At 67.6% G+C, this 26,230-nt stretch carries 25 protein-coding genes; 10 read left to right on the top strand and 15 right to left on the bottom strand.

The features are described 5' to 3' along the window. Positions 1–47 precede the first annotated feature (47 nt). Positions 48–659 (top strand): glutathione S-transferase family protein, encoded by a 612-nt coding sequence (locus tag KVT39_RS07295; protein ID WP_034183409.1) that lies wholly within the window; start codon positions 48–50, stop codon positions 657–659. Positions 660–764: 105 nt separating this feature from the next. Here KVT39_RS07295 and KVT39_RS07290 read toward each other — a convergent pair whose 3' ends face one another. The 3 genes from KVT39_RS07290 to KVT39_RS07280 form a co-directional block, all read right to left on the bottom strand. Further along, positions 765–2,384 carry an FMN-binding glutamate synthase family protein gene (locus tag KVT39_RS07290; RefSeq protein WP_034182750.1) on the bottom strand — a complete coding sequence of 540 codons (1,620 nt, stop codon included), beginning with the start codon at positions 2,382–2,384 and terminating at the stop codon, positions 765–767. Between the two features lie 118 nt (positions 2,385–2,502). After that, the gene (gene mnmA, locus KVT39_RS07285) at positions 2,503–3,651 is read right to left on the bottom strand and encodes a tRNA 2-thiouridine(34) synthase MnmA (protein ID WP_175748710.1); all 1,149 of its coding nucleotides are present in this window, start codon (positions 3,649–3,651) and stop codon (positions 2,503–2,505) included. Then, the gene (locus KVT39_RS07280) at positions 3,648–4,157 is read right to left on the bottom strand and encodes an NUDIX hydrolase (protein ID WP_175748711.1); all 510 of its coding nucleotides are present in this window, start codon (positions 4,155–4,157) and stop codon (positions 3,648–3,650) included. Before KVT39_RS07280 ends, mnmA begins: the two co-directional genes overlap by 4 nt. A gap of 279 nt (positions 4,158–4,436) precedes the next feature. Here KVT39_RS07280 and KVT39_RS07275 point away from each other — a divergent pair, with 279 nt between their 5' ends. Genes KVT39_RS07275 through KVT39_RS07265 form a run of 3 tightly spaced genes read left to right on the top strand, consistent with a single transcriptional unit; the run spans position 4,437 to position 7,364 of the window. Next, positions 4,437–5,576 carry a Re/Si-specific NAD(P)(+) transhydrogenase subunit alpha gene (locus KVT39_RS07275; protein WP_034182753.1) on the top strand — a complete coding sequence of 380 codons (1,140 nt, stop codon included), beginning with the start codon at positions 4,437–4,439 and terminating at the stop codon, positions 5,574–5,576. A gap of 10 nt (positions 5,577–5,586) precedes the next feature. After that, entirely contained in the window at positions 5,587–5,913 is a 327-nt protein-coding gene (locus tag KVT39_RS07270; protein ID WP_034182754.1) for an NAD(P) transhydrogenase subunit alpha, read from the top strand. Further along, positions 5,910–7,364: an NAD(P)(+) transhydrogenase (Re/Si-specific) subunit beta gene (locus tag KVT39_RS07265; RefSeq protein WP_034182755.1), complete on the top strand. Its 1,455-nt coding sequence runs from the start codon at positions 5,910–5,912 to the stop codon at positions 7,362–7,364. The genes KVT39_RS07270 and KVT39_RS07265 overlap by 4 nt, the downstream gene beginning before the upstream one ends. Positions 7,365–7,488: 124 nt before the next feature. Here KVT39_RS07265 and KVT39_RS07260 read toward each other — a convergent pair whose 3' ends face one another. Both KVT39_RS07260 and KVT39_RS07255 read right to left on the bottom strand, forming a co-directional pair. Beyond that, positions 7,489–8,175 carry a YafY family protein gene (locus tag KVT39_RS07260; protein WP_034182756.1) on the bottom strand — a complete coding sequence of 229 codons (687 nt, stop codon included), beginning with the start codon at positions 8,173–8,175 and terminating at the stop codon, positions 7,489–7,491. A 73-nt stretch (positions 8,176–8,248) separates the two neighbouring features. After that, the gene (locus KVT39_RS07255; protein ID WP_034182757.1) at positions 8,249–8,653 is read right to left on the bottom strand and encodes a VOC family protein; all 405 of its coding nucleotides are present in this window, start codon (positions 8,651–8,653) and stop codon (positions 8,249–8,251) included. A gap of 169 nt (positions 8,654–8,822) precedes the next feature. Between KVT39_RS07255 and KVT39_RS07250 the strand changes: the two genes are divergently transcribed. Together KVT39_RS07250 and KVT39_RS07245 are read left to right on the top strand one after the other, a co-directional pair. Continuing rightward, positions 8,823–9,155 carry a helix-turn-helix transcriptional regulator gene (locus tag KVT39_RS07250; RefSeq protein ID WP_034182758.1) on the top strand — a complete coding sequence of 111 codons (333 nt, stop codon included), beginning with the start codon at positions 8,823–8,825 and terminating at the stop codon, positions 9,153–9,155. Further along, positions 9,148–9,612 carry an SRPBCC family protein gene (locus tag KVT39_RS07245; protein ID WP_217588282.1) on the top strand — a complete coding sequence of 155 codons (465 nt, stop codon included), beginning with the start codon at positions 9,148–9,150 and terminating at the stop codon, positions 9,610–9,612. The genes KVT39_RS07250 and KVT39_RS07245 overlap by 8 nt, the downstream gene beginning before the upstream one ends. 60 nt (positions 9,613–9,672) lie before the next feature. On the opposite strand, the gene KVT39_RS07240 is transcribed toward KVT39_RS07245, so the two are convergent. The 6 genes from KVT39_RS07240 to KVT39_RS07215 form a co-directional block, all read right to left on the bottom strand. Next, a complete protein-coding gene (locus KVT39_RS07240; protein ID WP_072436300.1) occupies positions 9,673–10,974 on the bottom strand; it encodes a class I SAM-dependent RNA methyltransferase in 1,302 nt (433 codons plus the stop codon). Positions 10,975–11,128: 154 nt separating this feature from the next. After that, positions 11,129–13,243, bottom strand: a complete 2,115-nt coding sequence (locus KVT39_RS07235) for a site-specific recombinase (RefSeq protein ID WP_034182761.1) — start codon at positions 13,241–13,243, stop codon at positions 11,129–11,131. Between the two features lie 461 nt (positions 13,244–13,704). Next, the gene (locus KVT39_RS07230) at positions 13,705–14,433 is read right to left on the bottom strand and encodes a membrane integrity-associated transporter subunit PqiC (RefSeq protein WP_217588281.1); all 729 of its coding nucleotides are present in this window, start codon (positions 14,431–14,433) and stop codon (positions 13,705–13,707) included. Next, on the bottom strand, positions 14,430–16,049 hold the full coding sequence (locus KVT39_RS07225; RefSeq protein ID WP_034182763.1) for an intermembrane transport protein PqiB: 1,620 nt from the start codon (positions 16,047–16,049) through the stop codon (positions 14,430–14,432). Before KVT39_RS07225 ends, KVT39_RS07230 begins: the two co-directional genes overlap by 4 nt. Then, positions 16,042–16,671, bottom strand: coding sequence for a paraquat-inducible protein A (locus KVT39_RS07220; RefSeq protein WP_034182764.1), 630 nt, complete (start codon positions 16,669–16,671; stop codon positions 16,042–16,044). The genes KVT39_RS07225 and KVT39_RS07220 overlap by 8 nt, the downstream gene beginning before the upstream one ends. Continuing rightward, the gene (locus tag KVT39_RS07215) at positions 16,668–17,342 is read right to left on the bottom strand and encodes a paraquat-inducible protein A (RefSeq protein WP_034182765.1); all 675 of its coding nucleotides are present in this window, start codon (positions 17,340–17,342) and stop codon (positions 16,668–16,670) included. Before KVT39_RS07215 ends, KVT39_RS07220 begins: the two co-directional genes overlap by 4 nt. 257 nt (positions 17,343–17,599) lie before the next feature. Between KVT39_RS07215 and KVT39_RS07210 the strand changes: the two genes are divergently transcribed. From KVT39_RS07210 to KVT39_RS07195, 4 genes are all read left to right on the top strand, one after another. Further along, positions 17,600–18,160, top strand: a complete 561-nt coding sequence (locus KVT39_RS07210; RefSeq protein WP_175748714.1) for a cytochrome b — start codon at positions 17,600–17,602, stop codon at positions 18,158–18,160. Positions 18,161–18,168: 8 nt separating this feature from the next. Then, complete coding sequence (locus KVT39_RS07205; RefSeq protein WP_034183410.1) at positions 18,169–18,729, top strand: YceI family protein; 561 nt, start codon at positions 18,169–18,171, stop codon at positions 18,727–18,729. 64 nt (positions 18,730–18,793) lie between these two features. Beyond that, entirely contained in the window at positions 18,794–19,375 is a 582-nt protein-coding gene (locus KVT39_RS07200) for a YceI family protein (protein WP_034182767.1), read from the top strand. Positions 19,376–19,567: 192 nt separating this feature from the next. After that, positions 19,568–20,845: an MFS transporter gene (locus KVT39_RS07195; RefSeq protein WP_105389829.1), complete on the top strand. Its 1,278-nt coding sequence runs from the start codon at positions 19,568–19,570 to the stop codon at positions 20,843–20,845. A gap of 15 nt (positions 20,846–20,860) precedes the next feature. Here the strand turns inward: KVT39_RS07195 and KVT39_RS07190 are convergent, their stop codons facing one another. From KVT39_RS07190 to yajC, 4 genes are all read right to left on the bottom strand, one after another. Beyond that, positions 20,861–22,432 (bottom strand): S41 family peptidase, encoded by a 1,572-nt coding sequence (locus KVT39_RS07190; RefSeq protein ID WP_217588279.1) that lies wholly within the window; start codon positions 22,430–22,432, stop codon positions 20,861–20,863. Between the two features lie 222 nt (positions 22,433–22,654). Next, positions 22,655–23,605 (bottom strand): protein translocase subunit SecF, encoded by a 951-nt coding sequence (secF, locus tag KVT39_RS07185; protein WP_034182770.1) that lies wholly within the window; start codon positions 23,603–23,605, stop codon positions 22,655–22,657. Positions 23,606–23,623: 18 nt separating this feature from the next. Continuing rightward, entirely contained in the window at positions 23,624–25,645 is a 2,022-nt protein-coding gene (gene secD, locus KVT39_RS07180) for a protein translocase subunit SecD (RefSeq protein ID WP_034182771.1), read from the bottom strand. Between the two features lie 106 nt (positions 25,646–25,751). Then, positions 25,752–26,075 carry a preprotein translocase subunit YajC gene (gene yajC / locus KVT39_RS07175; protein WP_034182772.1) on the bottom strand — a complete coding sequence of 108 codons (324 nt, stop codon included), beginning with the start codon at positions 26,073–26,075 and terminating at the stop codon, positions 25,752–25,754. Between the last annotated feature and the right edge of the window lie 155 nt (positions 26,076–26,230).

Here is a 26,230-nt window from a genome sequence, read left to right as displayed (position 1 = left end):
ATCGGCGACAACGTATACTCTCGGCGGTTCCCTTAAAAAGGCAGATGATGAAATTAATCGGTTCGCTCAGCAGCCCGTACGTCCGAAAGGCGCGGATCGTGCTCGCTGAAAAGAAGATCGACTACAAGCTGGAGCTCGAGAACGTGTGGGCGCCGGAGACGGATATTCATGCATCGAATCCGCTCGGCAAGGTCCCGTGCCTCGTGATGGAGGATGGTGCCGCGGTGTTCGATTCCCGGGTGATCTGCGAATACGTCGATACGCTGTCGCCGGTCGGCAAGCTGATTCCGCCGTCGGGCCGCGAGCGCGTCGAAGTGCGCTGCTGGGAAGCGCTGGGCGACGGCGTGCTCGACGCGGCGGTCGCGATTCGTCTCGAACACACGATGCGCGACGAGGTGCAGCGCAGCGCGAGCTGGATCGCGCGCCAGCAGCGCAAGATCGACGATGCGCTCGTTGCGATGTCGCAGGGCCTGGGCGGCAAGACGTGGTGCGTCGGTAATCATTACTCGCTCGCCGACATCGCGCTCGGCTGCGCGCTCGGCTATCTCGACTTCCGGATGCCCGAGGTCAACTGGCGCGATCGCCACCCGAACCTCGACAAGCACTTCGTGAAGCTGCTGCAGCGGCAATCGTTCGCCGACACGCTGCCGCAGAACTGAACCGCTGCCGGCCACGCAGTCACACATTCGGCAGACGAAAGAAAAGCGCCCCGCGGGGCGCTTTTCTTTTTGCCGGGCCGCCCGGTACCTGGGCGGCCGCGAGCGTCACTCGATCGACGCGTAGACGGTCTCGCCGAGCGTGAACGAATCGCTGCGCGCGATCGGCCACCACTTGTCGTACAGCGAGAAGCCGCAATGGTTGCCGTCGAGCAGCGCGCCGGGCTTCAGGTATTTCAGCAACTGCGACATCAGCCGGACCTCGTGCGGCGCGACGCGCTGCACGATGTGATGCGCGCGCAGCTCGGACGGATGCGCGAGGCCGGCCGCCTGCACGAGTTCCTGCAGCGCGTGCAGCGTATTGCGGTGGAAGTTGTACACGCGGTCGGCCTTGTCGGGCACGACGAGCGCGCGCTGGCGCACCGGGTCCTGCGTCGCGACGCCGGTCGGGCAGCGGCCCGTGTGGCAGGTCTGCGCCTGGATGCAGCCGACCGCGAACATGAAGCCGCGCGCCGAGTTCACCCAGTCCGCGCCGATCGCGAGCGTGCGCGCGACGTCGAACGCGGAGATGATCTTGCCGCTCGCGCCGATCTTCACGCGGTCGCGCACGCCGATCCCGACGAGCGTGTTGTGCACGAGCAGCAGCCCTTCCTGCAGCGGCACGCCGACGTGGTCGGTGAATTCGAGCGGCGCTGCACCCGTGCCGCCTTCCGCGCCGTCGACGACGATGAAGTCCGGCACGATGCCGGTTTCGACCATCGCCTTCGCGATCCCGAAGAACTCCCACGGATGGCCGACGCACAGCTTGAAGCCGGTCGGCTTGCCGCCCGACAGTGTGCGCAGGCGCTCGACGAATTCGAGCAGCCCGCGCGGCGTCGAGAATTCCGAATGCGTGGCGGGCGAGATGCAGTCCTTGCCCATTGGCACGCCGCGTGTCTCGGCGATCTCCGGCGTGATCTTCGCGGCCGGCAGCACGCCGCCGTGGCCGGGCTTCGCGCCCTGCGACAGCTTCACCTCGATCATCTTGACCTGCGGATCGGCGGCCTGCTTCGCGAACTTGTCGGGATTGAACGTGCCGTCGTCGTTGCGGCAGCCGAAGTAGCCCGACGCGATTTCCCAGATGATGTCGCCGCCGTTTTCGCGATGGTATTTCGACAACGAGCCTTCGCCGGTGTCGTGCGCGAAACCGCCTTTCTTCGCGCCGAGGTTCAGCGAGCGGATCGCGTTCGCGGACAGCGAGCCGAAGCTCATTGCCGAGATGTTGAAGATCGAAATGTCGTACGGTTGCGCGCGATTCGCGCCGACGCGGATGCGGAAATCGTGGTTCGGCAGCTTCGTCGGCGCGAGCGAGTGGCTGATCCATTCGTGCGCGACGGCCTTCACGTTCAGCTCGGTGCCGTACGGGCGATTGTCGGCGACGTTCTTCGCGCGCTGGTAGACGAGGCTGCGCTGCGCGCGCGAGAACGGTTTCTCGTCGGTGTCGTCTTCGACGAAGTACTGGCGGATCTCGGGGCGGATGAACTCGAACAGGAAGCGGAAGTGGCCCCAGAGCGGGTAGTTGCGCAGGATCGCGTGGCGGTCCTGCTTCAGGTCGTACAGGCCGAGCACGACGAGGGCGGCGGGGATCAGGATCCACAGCCAGGAGAGTGCGTGGATCGACGCAAGCGAGGCCGTCGCGGCGAGCAGCAGGACGGCACACCACATCGCCAGATAGCGTCTTGAAAGCATGGGGACTCCGTAAGAATCTTGAAATACCGCCATGCGTGCGCTGCGCGGCGGTCTGCCGGCCTCGGCGGAATCATGTTCCGCCGGGCGCGGCGTGCCGCAAGTCTAAACCGAATGTGTGTCAGCGTGCTTCGGCGAGCGCCGGTGCGTGGCCTTCCGCGGGCGCTGCCTGGCCGGGCTGGCCGGTTGCCGCGAACTCGATGATGCCGCCGCCGAGACAGATCTCGCCGTCGTACAGCACGGCCGACTGGCCGGGCGTGACGGCCCACTGCGCGTCGTCGAAGGCGAGCGAGAAGCGCTCGCCGCCGGCACGTGCAAACGTGCATGCGGCATCGGCCTGCCGGTAGCGCGTCTTCGCGCCGCATGCGAAGCCTTCCGCCGGCGGCTCGCCGGCGACCCAGCTCACGTTGCCGGCGACGAGCTGCCGCGACAGCAGCCACGGATGATCGTGGCCCTGCACGACATACAGCGTGTTCGACGCGATGTCCTTCGCGGCGACGAACCACGGCTCGCCGCTGCCGCTCTTGCTGCCGCCGAGGCCGATGCCCTTGCGCTGGCCGAACGTGTAGAACGCGAGGCCGATGTGCTCGCCGACGACCTTGCCGTCGGGCGTCTTCATCGGGCCGGGTTTCGTCGGCAGGTAGCGGTTCAGGAAATCGCGGAACGGCCGTTCGCCGATGAAGCAGATGCCGGTCGAATCCTTCTTCTTCGCGTTCGGCAGCCCGATCTGCGCGGCGATCTCGCGCACCTTGGTCTTCGGGATCTCGCCGAGCGGGAACATCGTCTTCGACAGTTGCGCCTGGTTCAGCCGGTGCAGGAAGTACGACTGGTCTTTCGTATGATCGAATGCCTTCAGCAGTTCGAAGCGCCCGCCGCGCTCGCGCACGCGCGCGTAGTGGCCGGTCGCGATCATTTCCGCGTCGAGCGACATCGCGTGATCGAGGAATGCCTTGAACTTGATCTCGGCATTGCACAGCACGTCGGGGTTCGGCGTGCGGCCGGCCGAGTATTCGCGCAGGAACTCGGCGAACACGCGGTCCTTGTATTCCGCTGCGAAGTTGACGGCTTCCACGTCGATGCCGATCAGGTCGGCCACCGACACGACGTCGATCCAGTCCTGGCGCGTCGAGCAGTATTCGCCGTCGTCGTCGTCTTCCCAGTTCTTCATGAACAGGCCGACCACGTCGTAGCCCTGTTCCTTCAGCAGCCACGCGGTCACCGACGAATCGACGCCGCCCGACATGCCCACCACTACACGGCGCTTGCTCATTTGTTGACCGCCTGACGTTCGAATGCTTCGGGGCGCGGCGCGACCGAATGCGTGTGCACGAAATCGAGCGGAATGCGCCGCCCGGCGAGATAGTCGTCGACGCAGCGCATCACCGCGGGCGAGCGATGGCGCTCGCTGCATGCGCGCAGTTCGTCGGCCGTCATCCACAGCGTGCGGACGATGCCGTCGTCGAGCACGTGGCCCGCGACCGGCTCGCCGGCCTTGCCGCAGAACGTGAAGCGCAGGTAGGTCGCGCCGGCGCTGCCGGGGCGGTCGTAGTGCGCGAGATAGACGCCGACGAGCGCGTCGGGCGTGAACGGGTGCGCGGTTTCCTCGAGCGTCTCGCGGATCACGGCGTCGGCCAGTGTTTCGCCGGCTTCGAGATGGCCGGCCGGCTGGTTGATGCGCAGGCCCGTCGAGGTTTCTTCCTCGATCACGAGAAAGCGGCCGGCGTGCTCGACGAGCGCGGCGACCGTCACATGCGGGGTCCAGATTTCGGGTTTCATGGTTCGGCATTTTACCGGTTGCGCCCGAACGCTGCCCGGCATCTCGTTAGACGAATCCGACCCCCGCAAATCGTCCGTCCCGCCGACGCGTGGCGCTACGAGCCGGGTTAATGTCGCATTCGAGCACGATCGTGCGGAATGTGCTGGCGCAACCATCGCTTTCGGTTAAAGTGCAGCGTGAACGCCGTTGCCCGTGAGCCGGTAAGTCAGCCTGTCCGGCTCGTTGTGCAGTAAAAATCGCAAGAAAAGAAATACTGACAATGACTGGAGGAACTGACGATGCATATTGGAGTGCCTGCTGAAACGCGGGCGAACGAGGCGCGTGTGGCTGCGACGCCGGAAACCGTGAAGAAATACGCGGCTGCCGGCCATCGCGTCAGTATCGCGAAAGGGGCCGGCGTCGCAGCCAGTTATCCCGACCAGGCCTACGCGGCCGCCGGTGCCGAATTGACCGACCAGTCGGCTGCTTTTGATGCCGACATCGTGCTGAAGGTCCAGGCGCCCACCGACGCGGAACTGCCATCGCTGAAGCGCGGCTCCGTGCTGGTCGGCATGCTCGAGCCGTTCAACGGCGAGCAGGCGGCGAAACTGGCCGCGGCCGGCGTGACGGGCTTCGCGCTCGAAGCCGCGCCGCGCACGACGCGCGCGCAGAGTCTCGACGTGCTGTCGTCGCAGGCGAACATCGCGGGCTACAAGGCCGTGCTCGTCGCCGCGGCGCTGTATCCGCGCTTCTTCCCGATGCTGATGACGGCCGCGGGCACCGTGAAGGCCGCGCGCGTGCTGATTCTCGGCGCGGGCGTCGCGGGCCTGCAGGCGATCGCGACCGCGAAGCGGCTGGGCGCCGTGATCGAGGCTTCCGACGTGCGGCCGGCCGTGAAGGAGCAGATCGAGTCGCTCGGCGCGAAATTCCTCGACGTCCCGTTCGAAACCGACGAAGAGCGCGAGGCCGCGCAGGGCGTCGGCGGTTATGCGCGCCCGATGCCGCCGTCGTGGCTCGGCCGCCAGGCCGCGCTCGTGCACGAGCGCGCGAAGCAGGCCGACATCGTGATCACCACCGCGCTGATTCCCGGGCGCCCGGCGCCGACGCTGATCTCGGTCGAAACCGCGCAGTCGATGAAGCCCGGCTCGGTGCTCGTCGATCTCGCGGCCGGCCGCGGCCCCGAATTCGACGGCAGGAAGAGCGGCAACTGCCCGCTGACGGTCGCCGACCAGGTGATCGTGCACAACGGCGTGACGATCGCCGGCTACACGAACCTCGCATCGATGGTCGCGTCGGACGCGTCGGCGCTGTACGCGCGCAACCTGCTCGACTTCATGAAGCTGATCGTCACGAAGGAAGGCACGCTGAACATCGACCTGACCGACGACATCGTCGCCGCGACGCTGCTGTGCCGCGATGGCGAAGTCACGCGCAAATAACGGGGGAGACATGGAAGTCATCAATCACACGGTGATCAACGTGATCATCTTCGTGCTGGCGGTGTACGTCGGCTACCACGTCGTCTGGAACGTCACGCCGGCGCTGCATACACCGCTGATGGCCGTGACCAACGCGATCTCGGCGATCGTGATCGTCGGCGCGATGCTCGCGGCGGCGCTCACCGTCGGCGTGACCGGCAAGTTCTTCGGCACGCTCGCGGTCGCGCTCGCGGCCGTCAACGTGTTCGGCGGCTTTCTCGTGACGAGGCGAATGCTCGAGATGTTCCGCAAGAAGGAGCCCAAGCGTGTCGAGGGCGGCAAGGAGGGCGCGCGATGAGCATGAACGTCGTTACGCTGCTGTACCTCGTCGCATCGGTGTGCTTCATCCAGGCGCTCAAAGGCCTGTCGAACCCGAAGAGCGCGCGGCGCGGCAACCTGTTCGGGATGGTCGGGATGGCCATCGCGATCCTCACGACGGTCGCGCTGATCGTCAAGCAGGCGGCCTGGCTCGGCGCGAACCTGCCGCTCGGCATTGCGCTGGTGCTCGGCGCGCTGGTCGTCGGCGGCGGTGTCGGTGCGTTCGTCGCCGCGCGCGTCGAGATGACGAAGATGCCGGAACTCGTCGCGGCGATGCACTCGCTGATCGGTCTCGCGGCCGTGTGCATCGCCTATGCGGTGGTGTCGGAGCCGGAAGCGTTCGGGCTCGTGCCGCAGGACGCCGTCGCGTCGAACTTCATCCCGTACGGCAACCGCGTCGAGCTGTTCATCGGCACGTTCGTCGGCGCGATCACGTTCTCCGGGTCGGTGATCGCGTTCGGCAAGCTGTCGGGCAAGTACAAGTTCCGGCTGTTCCAGGGCGCGCCGGTCGTGTATGCGGGCCAGCACCTGATCAACCTGATGCTCGCGATCGCGATGCTCGGCTTCGGCATCCTGTTCGTCATCACGCAGGCGTGGCTGCCGTTCATCATCATGACGGCGATCGCGTTCGTGCTCGGTGTGCTGATCATCATCCCGATCGGCGGCGCGGACATGCCGGTGGTCGTGTCGATGCTGAACTCGTACTCGGGCTGGGCGGCGGCGGGCATCGGCTTCTCGCTGAACAACGCGATGCTGATCATCGCGGGCTCGCTGGTCGGCTCGTCGGGTGCGATCCTGTCGTACATCATGTGCCACGCGATGAACCGTTCGTTCTTCAACGTGATCCTCGGCGGCTTCGGCGGCGAGGCGGCGGCCGGCGGCGCGGCGGGCGCGCAGGAGCAGCGCCCGGTGAAGTCGGGTTCGGCCGACGACGCGGCGTTCATGCTCGGCAACGCGGAATCGATCGTGATCGTGCCGGGCTACGGGCTGGCCGTCGCCCGCGCGCAGCACGCGCTGAAGGAGTTGACCGACAAGCTGATCGAGAAGGGCGTCGACGTGCGTTATGCGATCCACCCGGTTGCCGGGCGGATGCCGGGACACATGAACGTGCTGCTCGCGGAAGCGGAAGTGCCGTACGACATCGTGTTCGAGATGGAGGACATCAACGGCGAGTTGGGCCAGGCCGACGTGGTGCTCGTGCTCGGCGCGAACGACGTCGTGAACCCGGCCGCGAAGAACGATCCGAAATCGCCGATCGCGGGGATGCCGATCATCGAGGCTTACAAGGCGCGCACGGTGATCGTCAACAAGCGCTCGATGGCGTCCGGCTACGCGGGCCTCGACAACGACCTGTTCTACATGGACAAGACGATGATGGTCTTCGGCGATGCGAAGAAGGTCATCGAGGACATGGTGAAGGCCGTCGAGTAACGCGCGCACCGGCAACCCGGGCGCCTGCTGCAATGCAGGGGCGGCCCGCCCGGACAGGCCCGACCGGCGCAAGCCGGCCGGGTCTTTTTCATGGCGCGACGAGGTTCGCGATCCGGCGATCGCGTCAGCGCATCGGCGCTTCCGCGATCCGCATGTAGTCGGCGATCCGCCGTCCTTCCATGTCCGGAAACTGCTCGTGCACGGTGATGTCGCCCATCCGCGCGATGTCGAAGGTGCGGAAATCGTCGCGCAGCTCGCACCACGCGCCGATCGTCCAGCGCCCGCCCCAGTAGACGAGCCCGAGCGGCCACACGCGGCGTTGCGAATGCGCGCCGAGCCGGTCGCGGTAGCCGAAGCTGACGATGTGGCGCGTGTCGATGGCCTGGTGGATCGCGTCGACCTTCGCGCAGAACGTCTCGTCGATATGGAACGACGGCGCGAACACGGGCAGGCGGTCGAGCGCCGTGCGCTTGTCGGCCGGCATCGCCGACGCGATCTTCGCAAGCGCCGAGCGGGCGCCGCTCGCGAAGCGCGCACCGCCCCAGGTCTCGAGCATGCGCGCGCCGGTGGCGAGCGCCGCGAGCTCCTCGGCCGTGAACGTGAGCGGCGGCAGGCTCGCGTTGCGGTTCAGCCGGTAGCCGATGCCGGCTTCGCCTTCGATCGGCACCCCTGACAGTTGCAGGTCGCGCACGTCGCGATAGACCGTGCGCGGCGACACCGACAGCCAGTCGGCAAGCTGCTGCGCGGTCGTGAGACGGCGCCCGCGCAACAGCTCGGCGATCTGGAACAGGCGGTCGGCACGGCGTGTCATGGCAGCACCTCGATTCCAACGGCTAAGGGGACTTCGCGATGATAGCGCCGCGCTGCCCCGATGGCCGATGCGCTCAATGGCATTTCGGCGCGTGCAGGCCGACGCGGTTGCCTTCGGTATCGATCAGGTAGCCGATGTAGCCGTAGTTGTTCGGCAGCTCGACGACGGAGCCTTGCACGATGCCGCCTGCGCGCTTCGCGCGTTCGAGCGCCGCGACGACCGAGTCGCCGGCGTTCAGGTAGACGAGCACGCCGTTCGCGCTCGGCTTCATCTGCTGCGGATCGAACACGATGCTGCCGCCCGTGCTCGACGCCTCGTGATCGAACATCGCCATCGGCACGCCGCCGATCACTTCGCGCTGCAGCGTGGTTTGCAGCATGGTTTCGTAAAAACGGATCGCGCGATCGAAATCGAGGGACGGAATGTCGAACCACGCGATCGCGCGTTCCAGGGTTGCGGTGGCAGTTGCGGACGTCATGACGAACTCCTTGTTGCGTTGTTATTCGGGTTCTGGGTGGAAACCAGCGTTGCATTGCGCCGGGATTGCAGTGTGAGCGCGGCCTGCTGACACCGTATTGTCAGTAGAGTTGTCATCCTTGACATGCAACTGTTTGGTTGCATAATAAGGCCATCGACCCGGGAGCGGCATGGATCTCGTTTTCAAGGCGCTGGCCGATGCCACGCGCCGTCAGTTGCTCGACCTGCTGCATGCGAAAAGCGGCCAGACCCTGTCCGAACTGTGCGACGGACTCGCGATGAGCCGGCAGGCCGTGAGCAAGCATCTCGCGCTGCTCGAGGCCGCGAACCTCGTCGCAACCGCATGGCGCGGCAGGGAGAAGCTGCATTACCTGAATCCGGTGCCGATCCACGACATCGCGGAACGCTGGATCGGCAAGTTCGAGCGTCAGCGCCTGCAGGCGCTGGCGGATCTCAAGCGCGGGCTGGAAGCGGCCCGCGGCACAGGAGACGACGATGGGTAATCCCGCTTTTGTGTACGTGACCTTCATCGCGGCGACACCCGAGCGCGTGTTCGACGCACTGACCAACGCCGAGCTGACGAAGGACTACTGGGTCCGGCATCGCAACGCATCGCCCGACTGGCGGCCGGGATCGCGGTGGGAACATCAGGACTACGACGATCCGTCGCGGGTCGACATCGTCGGCGAAGTGGTCGAGAACGATCCGCCGCACCGGCTGGTCGTCACGTGGCGTGCGCCGTCGGGAGACGGCGAGGAATCGCGCGTGACCTATCTCGTCGAACCGCACGAGGGGGTCGTGAAGCTAACCGTCACGCACGACGGGCTCGTGGCCGGTTCGGAGATGGATCGCGGGATTCGCGGCGGCTGGCCGGTCGTGCTGTCGAGCCTGAAGACGCTGCTCGAGACGGGGCACGCACTGCCGTTCACGATGGGGCGCTGGTCGAAGTCGAAGCACTGACGCGCGCCGGCGGGAGGAGCGCGCGGGCGCCGCGATGGCGGCCCCGCGCGACGGTATCGCTTACGCGTCGCCTTCCGGCGCGGCCGGGCGCGCCTTCACGCTGCCGGCGATCAGGTCGAAGCGGAACAGCCGGCATTCGAGCGCGCCGTTGAACAGCGGCGTCTTCGCCGATTCGCGCAGCCGCAACTGGCCCGGCAGCGAACGGTCGGACGTCAGCAGGAATGCCTGCCAGCCCGTGAAGCGCTGCTTCAGCGCATCGCCGAGCGCGTTGAAGAACTCGCTGTCCGGCGCGTCGGTGTGCGTGCGGCGGAACGCGTCGTCGTTGCCGCGGTTGCGGCCGGTTTCGCGCACCTCGCCGCGCGCGCTGCGGCCGCGCACTTCGATCCGCTCGCCGTACGGCGGGTTCGCGAGGATGATGCCCGGCCCGTCGCACGGCGGCGTCATGCCGCGCGCGTCGACTTGCTTGAGCCACACCGACGGCACGCCCGCGCGCTCGAGGTTCGCGCGCGCCTTCTCGAGCATGTCGCCGGAAATATCGCTGCCGTACACGCCGAGCGCATCGCCGCGCTTGCCGCGCGCCGCGCGCTTCGCGTCCAGCGCCGGCACCTTCAGCCCTTGCCACGCGGTGATGTCGTACTGCTTGAGCTTTTCGAAGCCGAACCGGCGTTCGACGCCCGGCGCCACGCCGAGCGCGATCTGCGCGGCTTCCGCGAGGAACGTGCCGCTGCCGCACATCGGGTCGTACAGCGGCGTACCGGGCGTCCAGCCCGTCAGGCGCAGGATGCCGGCCGCGAGGTTCTCGCGCAGCGGCGCCGCGCCCTTGTCGAGGCGCCAGCCGCGCTTGAACAGCGGCTCGCCCGACGTATCGAGGTACAGCGTGCACTCGTTGGCCGTCAGGAACGCGAACACGCGCACGTCCGGCGCACCCGTGTCGATGCTCGGGCGGGCGCCGGTCTTGTCGCGCATCCGGTCGCAGATCGCGTCCTTCACGCGCAACGTCGCGAATTCGAGGCTTTTCAGCGGCGACTTGATCGCGGTGATGTCGACGCGCAGCGTCTGCGTCGCCGCGAACCAGCGCTCCCACGGCTGCTCGAGCGCGAGCGCATAGACATCCTGCTCGTTGCGGTACGCGCGGTGCGCGATCTTCAGCAGGATCCGGCTCGCGATCCGCGAATGGAGGTTCGCGGCCATGCCGGCGGCCCAGCCGCCGCTGAAATGGACGCCGCCCGGCACCTGCGCGCCCGCGGTGAACGGCGCGCCGTTCAGGTGGCGGCCGGCGATTTCGGCCAGCTCGGCGGCAAGCGCCGCTTCGAGGCCGCGCGGGCAGGGGGCGAAGAATTCGTACAGGGTGGGCGAGGACATAAGGCGGGTGAGGACGTGCAAAAGTCCATCATTGTACGCGGCGCGGGCGACCGGGGCCGGCGTTTCGGCGCGGCGGCGCAGGCGCGACGGCCGCGTTCGCGCGGGGAGGCCGGCGCAGCGGCGCCCGGTGGGGCACCGCCGCGCCGCCTCAGGCTCAGTGCGCGCCCGGCTGGCCGGTGCGCGCGGCCTGGCCGGCGGCCGGCCAGAACAGCGCGAGCGGATTCGACAGAACCGTGCGCACGATCGCGGCGACGAGCGCGCGCACCTTGGTCGGGCGCAGGCTGCGCGAGCGCACGGCCATCGTGAACGCGAGCGCGAAGCTCACGAGCACGTTGAGGATCGCCATGCTGAGCACGCCGGCGCCGGCCCACCACAGCTCGGGCGTCCCGAGCGCACCCTTGCCCAGCACGCCGAGCGCGATCCCGATCGAGCCGGCCGACAGCGTCACGTGCCGGACCTCGAACGGGAACATGAACACGGTGACGATCGCCGGAACGAGGCCGAGCATCAGGCCGAGGCCGACGTTCGCGACCACGCCCGCGACGTTCGACCGGCAGAAGTGCGCGAGCTTCGCGGCGCCGGCCGCGCCGAGCGTCAGGCGCAGCCGGCGGTTGTAGGTGAGCGCGTCGCCGACCCGGTGCAGCACGAACCAGTTGTCGGCCCAGCCCGCGAGCAGGCTCGACGCCCACAGCAGCACGCCCGTCAGCGCCGCGTAGAGCGGCGTCGGGCCGAGCAGCGAGAACGAGTGCAGCGTCGCGTGCGCCTTCTCCGGCGAGATCAGGTTCGCGTGCAGCACATTGCCCGCGAACAGCTGCACGAGCAGGCACACGGGCAGCACGACGAGCACGTTGCCGGAAATCGCGGCCGCCTGCGTGCGGATCAGCGCGATCACCGACGACACGAACGCCTTCACGCCTTCGTCGTGGCCGGTGTCGTCGAGTTCGCGCGCGAGCGTCGGCGCGGTCATCGCGGGCTGCTTGGTCGCGAGCGTGAAGTGCAGGAAGTGCATCAGCATGAAGCTGGCCGCGTAGTTGACGCCCGCGAGCAGCCCTTCGAGCATCGACTGCAGGTGCGCGCCCGTGATCGCGAACTTCACGCACACAGTCACGACCGTGACGAGGCCGCCGCCGGCGGCCATCCGCAGCATCTTCAGGTACTCGGCGCGGCCGCGCGAGATGTAGTGCTCGCCGGTGTCCGCGTTGGTCTCGACTAGCTTGCGCGCGAACAGCGAGAAGTTGCTGCGCACGAGGTGCGTGACGCTCTGGCTGTTCTGGTTCGCGTCGACCAGCTCGGCCGTCAGGCGTGCCATCCCGTGCAGGTCGTCGCGTGCCATCCACGCGTTCAGCAGCGTTTCGGCGCGCAGGATGCGCATGCGCATCCGTTCGACCTGGAACACGATGTCGACCGACACGCCGTTGCGGTACAGGTGCGAGAACACGTTGTCGACCGCGATCCGGCATTCGTCGAGCAGCACGCGCAGGTAGTTCACCTCGTGCAGCAGCTTGCTCGGGTCGCCGCCGTCCTCGACGGCCGCGTGCGCGGTCTCGACCGCGAGCATTGCGCGCGTGAGGCGATAGAACGGCTGCGTTTCGAGCGGCTGGCGCGCATCGTCGTCGGACAGCCGGCTGCGCACCGTCTGCGACAGGCCGGTCGAGCTGATCTGGCAGGTCAGGTTGTGCAGCGCGGCCAGCAGGTCGCGCGAGAACGAGCCGGGCTCGTGGCGCTCTTCGTCGGTGACGTCGAACGAGAACAGTTCGGCGAGGCGCGCGAGCAGGTCGTCGGGCAGCGCGTCGATCCATTGCGCGTCCCCGGGTGCCGGGAACATCAGCGTGAACAGCGCCGACAGTTCGCGGCGGTTCGGCGCGGGCGGGATCAGCGACGAGTCGATCCGCTCGAACAGCGCGCCGAAGAAGCCCGAGTGCACGGGCATGCCGGCGTCGCACAGCAGCGAGATGCCGTCGCACTCGCGCAGGATGCCGCGCAGGATGCGCGCGGCATGCGATTTCCATGCGGGGTTGCGATCGAGCACGTGGAACAGGTAGCGCAGCCGCGCATGGGCCGGATACGCGCGTGCGTCGGCGTCGCGCTCGGCCGGCGCGTCCTGCATCGTGCCGTTGCGGCGCAGCCAGTGCGCGAGCTCGATCAGCCATTCGCTGCGCTCGGCGTACGACGCATCGGCGTCGGCGTGCGCGAGCAGCGCATCGAGCTGGTGGCCGGCATTGCGCGACGCGCGCCACTTCTTGATCAGGGTCGTCAGGGAACGAAACATAAACGGAATAGCGAAAGCCCTGGACGGGCGGGTTCGGGATGCCGGCCGGGAATGCGGCACGGCGCCGGGGAGAACGGGTGAGACGGGGCCGGTTGCCGGACGATGCGCGGCGACCCGCGGTACGGCTGCCCCGCTGCGGTGCACGCCGATCGCGTCCGGGCGCCGGGAGGCACGGCAGTCGGGCCGAACGCGGCTCGGCGCCGCCGGCTCGCGCGCACGACGAGCGGCGCGAGCCTGAAAGTGCGTAGGATCGTCAATCGGGCCGGAAAACGCAAGCCGACCGCGTTGCATGGTGCCGGTTCCGGCCGACTTTGACAAACAATGCAAAGTCGCCATTCGGCCGATGAAGCGCTATGCGATCGGCTGCGGCAGCGTCATGCAAGCGGCTGCCGGCAGACGCGCCGCGTCGGACCAAGCCGCACCGGCGAACGGTTCTTCGGACGTCCGCCAGCGCTGCTCGCTCATGCGCCGCCGGACTTGCCCGTCGCGCCGGCGTCGCCGCCGGGCGTCGGGACGGCCGGGCACGGCACGACCGGCGCGGCGGCCGTCTTGCTGCCGGCCGCGGGCGCCGTCGCGGGCGTCGTGCCGCGGCTTGCGGCCATCGCGCGCACGCCGGCCGCGGCCTGCGTGGCGATCACGTCGAGCGCGCGCCGGTGGCCGGCGACGAGCGCGTCGTAGCTGTCGGCGACCGGTTCCGCGACGCTCGTGCGGCAGGTCATCACGGCCTGCGTGCCGAGCGGGCGCACGCTCCACACGGCGTCGACCGCTGCGCGCTTGCCGGGCCACGACTCGAAGCGCTGCACGTTCACGCTGATGCGATACACGGGCACGCCGGGCGGGTACGCGGAATTCGCGACGTCGATCGTGCCGAGCTGCGCGGCGAGATCGTCCGACAGCGCGCGGCGGATCTCGTCGGCGGGCGGCGACGCCCAGCGTTCCTGCTCGAGCACGTCGACCTGCGCGGCGTTCTTCTGCACGACCAGCTGGTTCTTCGCGACCTGCTCGGGCACGCCGACGGACGGCACCTCGATCAGGAACGCCGGGTTGGCCGGCGCGGTGCGCACCGGGGCCGAGGCGTCGGCCGGGCTGAGCGTGTAGAACCGCGCGGGCGGCGAGCTGCACGCGGCGAGCGCGAGTGCGGCGAAGGCCGCCGCCGCGCCGCTCGCGAAACCGTTCACGCGTGTCGTCATTGTTTATCTCCTGGCTTGCCCTTGAGCAGCGATTCGGGGTGACGCTCCAGATAATCGGCGAGCGCGTTCAGCGACTGCAGCGTGCGCGTGAGCTCCTTCAGCGCGCCGCGCACGTCGGATTGCAGCGGCGAATCCTGCTGCAGCGTCGCCTCGGCGGTAGAGAAGGTCTGCTTCGCGGCCGACAGCGTGTCGCGCGCTTCCGGCGCGACCTGCGTGTCGAGCTGCTTGAACAGCTTGTCGGCGTTCGACAGCGCGCTGTTCAGGTTCGCGCCGATCTGGTCGAACGGCACCTTGTCGAGCTTCTTCGCGATGTCGGCGACCTGCAGCTGCAGTTCGTCGAGCGTGTTCGGCACGGTCGGCAGTTCGAGCGGCTGGCGCGCCGTGTCGATCTTCACGACCGGCGCCTTCGGGAAGAAGTCGAGCGCGACGTAAAGCTGGCTCGTCAGCAGGTTGCCGGTGCGCAGCTGGCCGCGCAGCCCGTGCTGGACGAGCCGCTCGACGATCTCGCGGCGCGCCGGTTCGCCCTTGCTCTCGATCGTTTCGCGGAAGCGGCGGCCGAGGCGCTCCGGATACACGTTCATCGTCACCGGCATCGTGAAGTTCTTCGTCTTCGGATCGTAGTCGATGCCGATGTTCGTTACTTCGCCGAGCACGATGCCGCGGAAGTCGACCGTCGCGCCGACGGCGAGCCCGCGCAGCGACTGGTTGAAGTTCATCACGACCTGCAGCGGCTGGCCGTCCGGGTCGCGCATCGCGTCGCCCTCGTCGGAGGCCAGGCGGAACGTCGTGTTGTTCGGCGCCGTCGTGCCGCTGCCCTGGTTCGGCGGCGTCTGGAATGCGATGCCGCCGAGGATCACCGTCGCGAGCGACTGCGTGTTCAGCTTCAGGCCGCTCGAATCGAGCCGCAGGTCGACGCCGCTGGCCTGCCACCAGCGCGAGTTCACGCCGACGTACTGGTCGTACGGCGCAGTAACGAACACGTTGACCGTGACGCCCGTGCCGTCCTTGTCGAGCGAGAAGCCGACCACCTGGCCGACCTGCACGCGGCGGTAGTAGACGGGCGAGCCGATGTCGACCGAGCCGAGCGAATCGCCGCGCAGCACGTATTGCGTGCCTTTCTGGTCGCCCGTGACGGCGGGCGGCGTTTCGGAGCCCGTAAAGTCGGTCAGCGTATCCTGCCCGTGGCCGGCGTCGACGCCGATATACGCGCCGGACAGCAGCGTGCCGAGCCCCGACACGCCGGTCGCGCCGACGCGCGGTCGCACGATCCAGAAGCGCGAGCCCTTGACCGCGAAGTCCTCGGCTTCCTTCTTGAGCTGCACCTGGACGAGCACGCGCGACAGGTCTTTCGACAGCTTGATCGTCTTGACCATGCCGATCTCGACGTCCTTGTACTTGACCTGGGTCTTGCCGGGCTCGAGCCCTTCGGCGCTGTGGAAGCTGATCGTGATTTCCGGGCCGCGCTCGCGCACGGACTTGATCACGAGGCCGATGCCGATCAGCGCGGCGATCAGCGGCACGAGCCACACGAGCGACGGCAGCCAGCCGCTTTTCGTCGAGATCGTCGGATCGGGCGGCCGGGGCTGGTCGTGCTGCGGGCCTTGCGGACTATTCATGGTGATTCCCTGAGGTTTCTACTGGATCCCAGATCAGGCGGGGATCGAACTGCATCGATGCGAGCATCGTCAGGATCACGACCGAGCCGAACGCGAGCGCGCCGGGGCCGGCCGTGATGACGGCGAGCGAACGGAAATGGACGAGCGCGACGGTGAGCGTCACGACGAAGATGTCGAGCATCGACCAGCGACCGATGCGCTCGACGATCCGGAACAGGCGCGTGCGCTGCAGCGGCCGCCAGGTGGTGCGGCGCTGCGCGCTGATCACGAGGATCAGCAGCACGCCGAGCTTGAGCATCGGCACGAGGATGCTCGCGACGAATACGACGACGGCGAGCGGCCAGTCGCCCGACACCCAGAAATAGATGACGCCGCTCATGATCGTGTCTTCCTGCGAGCCGACGATCGACGCGGTGCGCATGATCGGCAGCAGGTTCGCCGGAATGTAGAGGATCGCGGCCGCGAGCAGCAGCGCCCAGGTGCGCATGATGCTGTTCGGGATGCGGAAATGCAGCGCGGTGCCGCAGCGCGCGCAGTGCGCATGCGGCCGGTCGAGCGTCTGCACGAGTCCGCACGTGTGGCAGCTCGCATAGCCCTCGCGGGCGGCGGTCGGCGTCGTCATCGGCGGGCGGCCTCGGGCGGCGGCGCGGCGGTGTCGGGCGGCTCCGGCTGTCCGGGCGGGCGCCCGGCGCGCAGGTCGTCGGCGATGTCCCACAACGTGCGCGGATCGAACATCAGCACGACGGCGATCATCAGCGTGAGCGCGGCGAACGCGAACAGCGCGGCATCGGGAACGACACGTGCGAGGCTCACCATCTTCACGATCGTCACGACGATCCCGAGCATGAACACCTCGATCATGCCCCATGGCCGCACGAGCTCGATCGCGCGCAGCACCAGGTTGAAACCGGGCGGCACGACGCCGCGCCGGATCGGCAGCAGCAGGTACAGCAGCGCGGACATCTCGACGAGCGGGAACAGCACGGTCGAGCAGAACACCATCACGCCGACGGCCGCCATGTCCTGGCGCCACAGCGAGTCGATCGCGCCGATCAGCGTCGTCTGCACGCGGTTGCCGTTCACGTCCATTTCGAGGATCGGGAACGCCTGCGCGATCGTGAACGTGATCAGCGCCGCGAGCGCGAGCGCGCAGATCCGCTCGATCTGCGTGGTGCTGTCGCGATAGAGCAGTGCGCCGCAGCGCGGACAGCGCGCGATTTCGCGGTGGCCGAGGCGCGGTTTGTGCAACAGTGCGTCGCACTCGTGACAGGCAATCAGGTCGTTTCGTTGCATGGAAAAAGCGGTTGCGCGACGGCGGGAAAACGCGTCGACGGGGCCGAAACCCGCGCCAATCTTACCAAAACGCCTTTTTCGCGGTGTCAACGATCGTATGGTTAGTGACCGATCGGTAACATGGCGGGAAGCGGGCAGCAGGCTGACACGCCTGTCCTCAGAGTCCGCGCGGGTCTAAAGGTTGCGGTAGCATGGCGCCCTTGACAAGCGTCGGACTCATGGCCGGCGCGGCTGTTCGCTGAACTGAGGAACCCAAGATGGCATCGAATTCGTTGCCGGCCATGCCGGTACGCTATACGCAGAGCGCGATCGCGCTGCACTGGCTGATCGCGCTGCTGATCGTCTGCGCCTTCGCGCTGGGCTGGGTGATGACGGACATCCCCGGCTTCACGCCGACGAAGCTGAAGTACTTCTCGTGGCACAAGTGGCTCGGCGTGACGGTGTTCGCGCTGGCCGTGGTGCGCGTGCTGTGGCGCGCGACGCACGTGCCGCCGCCGCTGCCGGGCGGCACGCCGGCGTGGCAGCGTGCGGCGTCGCACGGCGTGCACATCCTGCTGTACGTGCTGATGCTGGTGATCCCGATCACGGGCTACCTGTACAGCTCGGCGTCGAACATCCCGGTCGTGTACCTCGGCATCGTGCCGCTGCCGCGGCTGATCGATCCCGATCCGGTGCTCAAGGAAACCTTCAAGACGCTCCACGTGTCTTTGAATTACATTCTGCTTGCGCTCGTGTCGCTGCACGTGCTCGCGGCGCTCAAGCACCAGTTGTTGGACCGCGACGGCCTGCTGTCGCGGATGCTTCCCTTTGCCAAATGAAGGATTCCATGAAAGTGTCTTTCTCCCGCTCCATGCTGACCGCGTTCGCCGCGGTGTCACTTGTCGCGTCGGGCGCGGCGCTCGCCGATGTCGATCTCGCGAAGAGCAAGGTGTCCGCCGTGTCGAAGCAGATGAACGTGCCGACCGAAGGCGCGTTCAAGAAGTTTTCCGCGCAGGTGAAGTTCGATCCGGCGAAGGCCGCGCAGGGCAGCGCGCAAATGACGATCGACGTCGCGAGCTATGACCTCGGCGACAAGATGTACAACGACCAGGTCGCGGGCAAGGACTGGTTCGACGCGAAGGCGTATCCGCAGGCGACGTTCGTGTCGTCGGCGATCGCGCCGGCCGGCGGCAACAAGTACAACGTGACCGGCAAGCTGACGATCAAGGGCAAGTCCGAGGCCGTCACCGTGCCCGTCACGGTCACGCAGAGCGGCGCGACGCAGACCTTCGACGGCGTGCTGCCGATCAAGCGTTCGGCGTTCAACGTCGGCACCGGCGAGTGGAAGGACACGTCGATCGTCGCGGACGAAGTGCAGATCAAGTTCCATCTGGTCGCCACGAAGTAAGCGGCGGCCTGTCGCATCACCCGAATGCCGCGCGAGGGCGCGGCGCCGTTCCAAGGAGAATGAGTTGAAAAAGCATCTGATGATCGCCGCCGGCGCACTGGCCGCTTCGCTGTCGTTCTCGGCATTCGCCGACAGCGCGACCTACCAGTTCGACCCGAGCCACACGTACCCGAGCTTCGAGGCCGACCACTTCGGCGGCCTGTCGGTCTGGCGCGGCAAGTTCGACAAGTCGAAGGGCTCGGTGACGCTCGATCGCGCGGCGAAGACCGGCACGGTCGACGTGACGACCGAGGTCGGCTCGATCAGCACGGGCAGCACGAAGCTCGACGAGCACCTGCAGACGGCCGAGTTCTTCGACGCATCGAAGTACCCGGAAGCGACCTACAAGGGCGCCATCAAGTTCGACGGCGACAAGCCGGTGTCGGTGGTCGGCAACCTGACGCTGCATGGCGTCACGAAGCCGCTGACGCTGAAGATCGATTCGTTCAAGTGCATGCCGCACCCGATGCTCAAGCGTGAAGTGTGCGGCGTCGACGCGGTCGGCGAATTCAGCCGCGACGATTTCGGCCTCGACTACGGCAAGCAGTACGGCTTCAAGATGAAGACGAAGCTGCTGATCACGGCCGAAGCCGTCAAGCAGCAGTAACGCCGTCGGCCGGGCCTGCCGCCGCGCCGGCCCGCCGCGAGCCAACCGCCGCGTTCCCGTTACCGGGGCGCGGCGGTATTTTTTTGCGCGCCTATAATCGCCCGAGCGCCGCTCGCGGCGCCCGGCGGGCCGACGGCGCGGGCGTGGCCGCGGCCGCCTCGAACAGAACGTACAACGACAAGGAGATCGCCGATGCATGCCGCCACGCAGTCCCGTTCCATTGCCTCGTCGCCGCGCGTGTGGCGCGCGGTGGTCGCCGCGTCGATCGGCAACGCGCTCGAGTGGTTCGATCTCGTCGTCTACGGCTTCTTCGCGGTGACGATCTCGAAGCTGTTCTTTCCGGCCGGCAACGACACCGTGTCGCTGCTGCTCACGCTCGGCACCTTCGGCGTGTCGTTCTTCATGCGGCCGCTCGGCGCGATCGTGCTGGGCGCCTATGCGGACCGCGCGGGCCGCAAGGCCGCGCTCACGCTGTCGATCCTGCTGATGATGGTCGGCACGCTGATCATCGCGGTGCTGCCGACCTACGAGACGATCGGCGTCGCCGCGCCGGTGATCCTCGTCGCCGCGCGGCTGATGCAGGGTTTCTCGGCCGGCGGCGAGTTCGGCAGCGCGACCGCGTTCCTCGCCGAACACGTGCCGGGCCGGCGCGGCTTCTTCGCGAGCTGGCAGGTCGCGAGCCAGGGGCTCACGACGCTGCTCGCCGCCGGCTTCGGCACCGTGCTGAACGCGCAGCTGTCGGCTGCGCAGATGGCCTCGTGGGGCTGGCGCGTGCCGTTCTTCTTCGGCCTGCTGATCGGGCCCGTCGCGTACTACATTCGCGCCAAGGTCGACGAGACGCCCGAATTCCTCGCGGCCGAGGGCACCGCGAGCCCGCTGCGCGACACGTTCGCATCGCACAAGGCGCGCCTGGTCGCCGCGATGGGCGTGGTCGTGCTCGGCACCGTCGCAACCTATCTCGTGCTGTTCATGCCGACCTACGGCGTCAAGCAGCTCGGCCTCGCACCGTCCGCCGCGTTCGCGGCGATCCTCGTCGTCGGCGTGATCCAGATGGCGTTCGCGCCGCTCGTCGGCCACTGGTCGGACCGTTACGGCCGTGTGCGCGTGATGATCGCGCCGGCCGTCGGCATCCTCGTGCTGATCTATCCGGCATTCGCGTATCTGGTCGCGCATCCGGGCTTCGGCACGCTGATCGCGCTGCAGGTGCTGCTCGCATTCCTGATGACCGGCTACTTCGCGGCGCTGCCGGGCCTGCTGTCCGAGGTGTTTCCAGTGCAGACGCGCACGACCGGGATGTCGCTCGCGTATAACGTCGCGGTGACGATCTTCGGCGGCTTCGGGCCGTTCATCATCGCGTGGCTGATCCGCGCGACCGGGATGAAGACCGCGCCGAGCTTCTACCTGATGTTCGCGGCCGTGCTGAGCCTCGCGGCGCTGGTCGTGCTGCGCCGGCGATTCGGCTTCCGGTAGAAGGGCGGCGGCGCGTCAGTTGCCGCCGCGTTCGCACACGGGCTGCGCGGGCATCAATTGCGCAGGCGCGTCGACGGTCCGTACGGGGCGCCCCGCGAGCGCGGCGAGCGCCTGCTGCAACTGCCAGTCGTCGGCGGTGCCGAATGCGCGCTGCGGCAGCGCCGCGCTCTTCGACGTGTCGACCTTCGCGCGTACGCGCTGCTCGCGCAGCTTTTGCCGTTCCTTGCGCACGGGCGCGAACGGGTCGGGCGCCAGCCGGTCCGCATACGGCGCGCGTGCGAGATCGACTTCCCTGTACCACAGCAGCACGCCGTCGACGTCCGAGTCGCGGCGCGGCGGCACGAGCCAGTCCGGCACGACGCCGTAGCCGTCCATCGGGCAGCCGTTCGGCCGCAGGTTGCGCGCGAACGTGAAATTCAGGCGCGTGCCGTCGATCAGGTCGACGCCCGTCTGCGCGAGCCCCTTCCCGTAGGTCGGCATGCCGAGCAGTTTTGCGCGGCCGAGATCCTTCAGCGCCGCCGCGGTCGCTTCGGCGGCCGATGCGCTCTGTCCGTCGACGAGCACGACGAGCGGCACGGTCCGCCACCAGTCGTCGGCCTGCAGCGGCGCGAGCGGATCCTGCCCGTGCATCACCGGCAGTTCGTAGTCGGGCCAGTTGGTCGAGAAGCGGCGGCGGTGGGTGTCGCCGCGCTCGACCGTCACCATCGCGGTGCGGTCGCGTCCGGCGAACAGCGCGGCGATGCCGATCGCCGCATTGAGCGCGCCGCCGCCGTTGATGCGCAGGTCGAGAATCATCCCTTTCACCGGCGGGCCCGCGCGGCGCGCGACCTGCACCGCGTCGATGAAGTCGCCGACCGCCGGCTCCGGAAAGCTCGACAGCCGCGTGTACAGGATGTCGCCGTCGAGCCGCTTCGCGATCGCCGGATGCGGCTTGACGATCTCGCGTACGGGCGCGAAGTTCAGCACCGCATGGTTCGGGCCGCGCTGCACCGTGAGCTTCAGCGGGACGCCCGCATCGCCCTTCGCGAGTTTCACGAGCTCGCTATTGTCGATGCCGACGACGCTCCGGTCGTTCATCGCGACGACGAGATCGTCGGGACGCACGCCGGCCTTCTCGGCCGGTGCGTCGGGAATCACGTCGATGATGTGCAGCCCGTCGGGCCGCGTCTCGAAGACGATCCCGATGCCGGGTGTGCCGTCGCGCGTGCGTCGTTCGTTGTCGCGCCGCTCCTGCTCCTCCTTCGCGTTGAAGAAGCGTGCGTACGGCAGCGTCTTGATCCCGTCGTGGGTCGCGGCGTCGAGCAGCGCGCCGATGTCGACGTCGGTCAGGTGCTGCCGCTTCAGCACTTCGACGGCGGCCTTCAGTTCGCAGATCTGCGGCTCCCAGTCGGGCGGGCAGGGTGACGGCGATACGGCGGCAGGCTGGGAGGCCGGGGGGACAGGCGGGGCGACGGGTTGTGAGACAGGCGGTGCGGCGGGCGGCGCGGCTGTCGGTGCGGATGCCGACTGTGCGCCGGCAGGTTGCGTGCACGGCAGCAACGCAGCTGCGACGGCTGCGCAGCCGGCGAGGCGACGAACGACACACATCGGAGGCATCATCGGGACCGCATGTTCGGACGGGGGGGCGAGGGTGCTTGCACGCCGGCGAGTGGCCGGCATGCAGCTGGGCAGGGCGGAGACGATTGTAGCCGACACCCGTGACGGCGCCCGTCGGGCTGGCCGCACGCTGCACGGCGGCGGCCCTCGCATGAAAAAAAGGCCGGTCCAAACAGGACCGGCCTTCTTGCGTTTGCCGAAACGGCGCGGCGCTTAAACCTGCGCGCCCGCGTTCGGATCGTCCGGATCGTGCGCGGTCTTCTTGTCCTTGATCAGGTCTTCGCGCTTGATGCCGAGCCACATCGCGAGCGAGCCCGCGACGAACACCGACGAGTAGATGCCGAACATGATGCCGACCGTCAGCGCGAGCGCGAAGTAGTGCAGCGTCGGGCCGCCGAAGAAGAACATCGACAGCACCATCATTTCCGTCGACGTGTGCGTGATGATCGTCCGCGACATCGTGGTCGTGATCGCGTGGTTGATCACTTCCTGCACGCTCATCTTGCGTTCGCGGCGGAACGTCTCGCGGATCCGGTCGAAGATGACGACCGACTCGTTGACCGAGTAGCCGAGCACCGCGAGGATCGCCGCGAGCACCGCCAGCGAGAACTCCCACTGGAAGAACGCGAAGAAGCCGAGAATGATCACGACGTCGTGCAGGTTGGCGATGATGCCGGCGACCGCGTACTTCCATTCGAAGCGGAACGACAGGTAGATCACGATGCCGATCACGACGCACGCGAGCGCGAGCAGGCCGTCGGTCGCGAGCTCCCGGCCGACCTGCGGGCCGACGAACTCGACGCGCTGCAGCGTGACGTCCGGGCTCTGCGCCTTCAGCGCGGTCATCACCTGGTCGCTCTGCTGCGCGGACGTGAGGCCTTCCTTCAGCTGCAGCCGGATCAGCACGTTGCGCGACGTGCCGAAGTTCTGCACCTGCGCGTCGGCGTAGCCGAGCTTGCCGAGCGTCGCGCGCACGGGTTCGAGCTCCGCCGCCTGCTGGTACTGCACCTCGATCACCGTACCGCCGGTGAATTCGACGGACAGGTGCAGCCCGCGGTGGAACAGGAAGAACACGGCGGCGAGGAACGTGACCAGCGAGATCACGTTGAACACCAGCGCGTGCCGCATGAACGGAATGTCTTTACGGATGCGGAAAAATTCCATGGTCTCGTCTCCGGGGCCTTATTGGGTCGAGCCCGGTTTCTTCGGCGACACGCCTTGCTGCGCGCGGTTGCGCAGCTGCGGCTTGCCGGCGCGCGGCGCATTGCCCTTCGCGGGTGCGGCAAGCTTCGCGGCGCGCGCGGTGTCGGTCGATTCGTCCGCGTCGGTGAACGACGCGGCGGCAGCGGCGCCTTCCGGCCTCCACACCTGGCCGATCGCGAGCGACTTCAGCTTCTTGCGGCCGCCGTACCAGAGGTTGACGATCCCGCGCGAGAAGAACACCGCGGAGAACATCGACGTCAGGATACCGAGGCAGTGCACGATCGCGAATGCGCGAACCGGGCCCGAGCCGAACGCGAGCAGCGCGAGGCCGGCGATCAGCGTCGTGACGTTCGAGTCGAGAATCGTCGCCCACGCATGCGCGTAACCGGCCTGGATCGCGAGCTGCGGCGGCTGGCCCGCACGCAGTTCTTCACGCACGCGCTCGTTGATCAGCACGTTCGAGTCGATCGCCATGCCGAGCGCGAGCGCGATTGCGGCGATACCGGGCAGCGTCAGCGTCGCCTGCATCAGCGACAGCACGGCGACGAGCAGCAGCAGGTTCACCGACAGGCCGATCACCGAGACCACGCCGAACAGCATGTAGTACGCGATCATGAACACGGCGATCGCGCAGAAGCCCCAGATCACCGAGTGGACGCCCATCTTGATGTTGTCGGCGCCGAGGCTCGGGCCGATCGTGCGTTCCTCGATGATGTCCATCGGTGCGGCGAGCGAACCGGCGCGCAGCAGCAGCGCGAGGTCGGCCGCGGCCTGCGGCGTCGGCTGACCCGTGATCTGGAAGCGGTCGCCGAGTTCGGACTGGATCGTCGCGACCGTCAGCACTTCGCCCTTGCCCTTCTCGAACAGCACCATCGCCATCGGCTTGCCGATGTTGTCGCGCGACACCGTGCGCACCGCGCGGCCGCCGGCCGAGTCGAGGCGGATGTTGACCGACGGACGCTGGTGTTCGTCGAAGCCGGCCGATGCATCGATGATGCGGTCGCCGGTGAAGATCACGTCCTTCTTCAGCAGCACGGGTGCCTGGATGCCCTGCGTGAACAGCTCCTCGCCCGGCGGAACCGGGTCGTTCGGGTTCGGGTGCGTGTTGATCGGGTCGGCGAGGCGAGCCTCGAGCGTCGCGGTGCGGCCGATGATGTCCTTCGCCTTCGCGGTGTCCTGCACGCCCGGCAGTTCGACGACGATGCGGTCGCTGCCTTGCTGCTGCAGGATCGGTTCCGACACGCCGAGTTCGTTCACGCGGTTGTGGAGCGTCGTCAGGTTCTGCTTGAGCGCGGCGTCCTCGACGGACTTCTGCACGGCCGGCGTGAACGTGCCGACGACCTGCGTGCCGCCGCCGCCGGGCTGGGTCGCCCATTGCAGTTCGGTGACCGACTGCGCGAGCACCTTGCGGGCGTCTTCGGCGGTCTGCGCATCGCTGAAGTTGACGACGACGGACTGGTCGACGCGGCTCACGCCGCCGTCGCGGATGTTCTTGTCGCGCAGCAGCGAGCGCGCGTCGGATGCGTCGGAGTCGAGCTTCTTCGTGAGCGCGCCCGTCATGTCGACCTGGAGCAGGAAGTGGACACCGCCGCGCAGGTCGAGGCCGAGATACATCGGCAGCGCGTGCAGGGCAGTCAGCCAGCGCGGCGACGCGCTCTGCAGGTTCAGTGCGACGACGTACTGCGGATCGTTCGGGTCGGTGTTCAGCGACTTCTGCAGCAGGTCCTTGACGCGCAGCTGCGTATCGGTGTCCTTCAGGCGCACGCGGATGTTCGCGCTGGTCGCCGTGTTCTCGAAGGTGACGTCGTCCGGCGTGATCTGCGCGGATGCGAGCGCCGATTCGACCTGGGTCAGCGTGGTCGAGTCGAGCTTGACCGTGGCCTTGCCGCTCGACACCTGCACCGCCGGCGCTTCGCCGAAGAAGTTGGGCAATGTGTACAGAAGGCCGATGGCGAGCGCCACGACCATCACGACATATTTCCAGAGTGGGTAACGATTCATGAGGGGGCCGAACGGGTGGTTGGCGTGAAAGCGTCGCGTCCGGCGCCGCGGCGGCCCGCTCTCTCAGGCGGGCACGGCGCGGGGGGCCGGACGCTCGGTGAAGGGCTTACAGCGACTTGATCGTGCCCTTCGGCAGAATGGTCGTGACCGCAGCCTTCTGCACGGTGATTTCAGTGCCTTCGGCGATCTCGACGCCGATGTAGCCTTCGGTGACCTTCGTCACCTTGCCGACGAGGCCGCCGCTCGTGACGACTTCGTCGCCCTTGGCCATGGCCGCGAGCATGTTGCGGTGTTCCTTCTGACGCTTCATCTGCGGGCGGATCATGATGAAGTAGAGCACGCCGAACATCAGGATGAGCGGCAGGAAGCTCATCAGGCTCGATTCGGCGCCACCGGCACCTTGAGCGAAGGCATTGGAAATGAACGGCACGTTGGTCTCTCCGTAGGGGAAGATCGAAAAATAAGCCGGTTATTCTACCACCGGCCCCATGCGCAAACGGCGCAGCAAATGCGCTTTCGGATCAAGCTGTTAAAGCACGAACCGGCACCATTGCGACTTGTTTGGAAAGGCAATTGTAATATTTG

This window comes from Burkholderia sp. GbtcB21 (genome assembly GCF_019091065.1).
GTDB classification, from domain to species: Bacteria; Pseudomonadota; Gammaproteobacteria; order Burkholderiales; family Burkholderiaceae; genus Burkholderia; species Burkholderia pyrrocinia_C.
The sequence above is the reverse complement of the archived record's forward strand: the minus strand, read 5'-3'. Positions and strand labels throughout refer to the sequence as shown.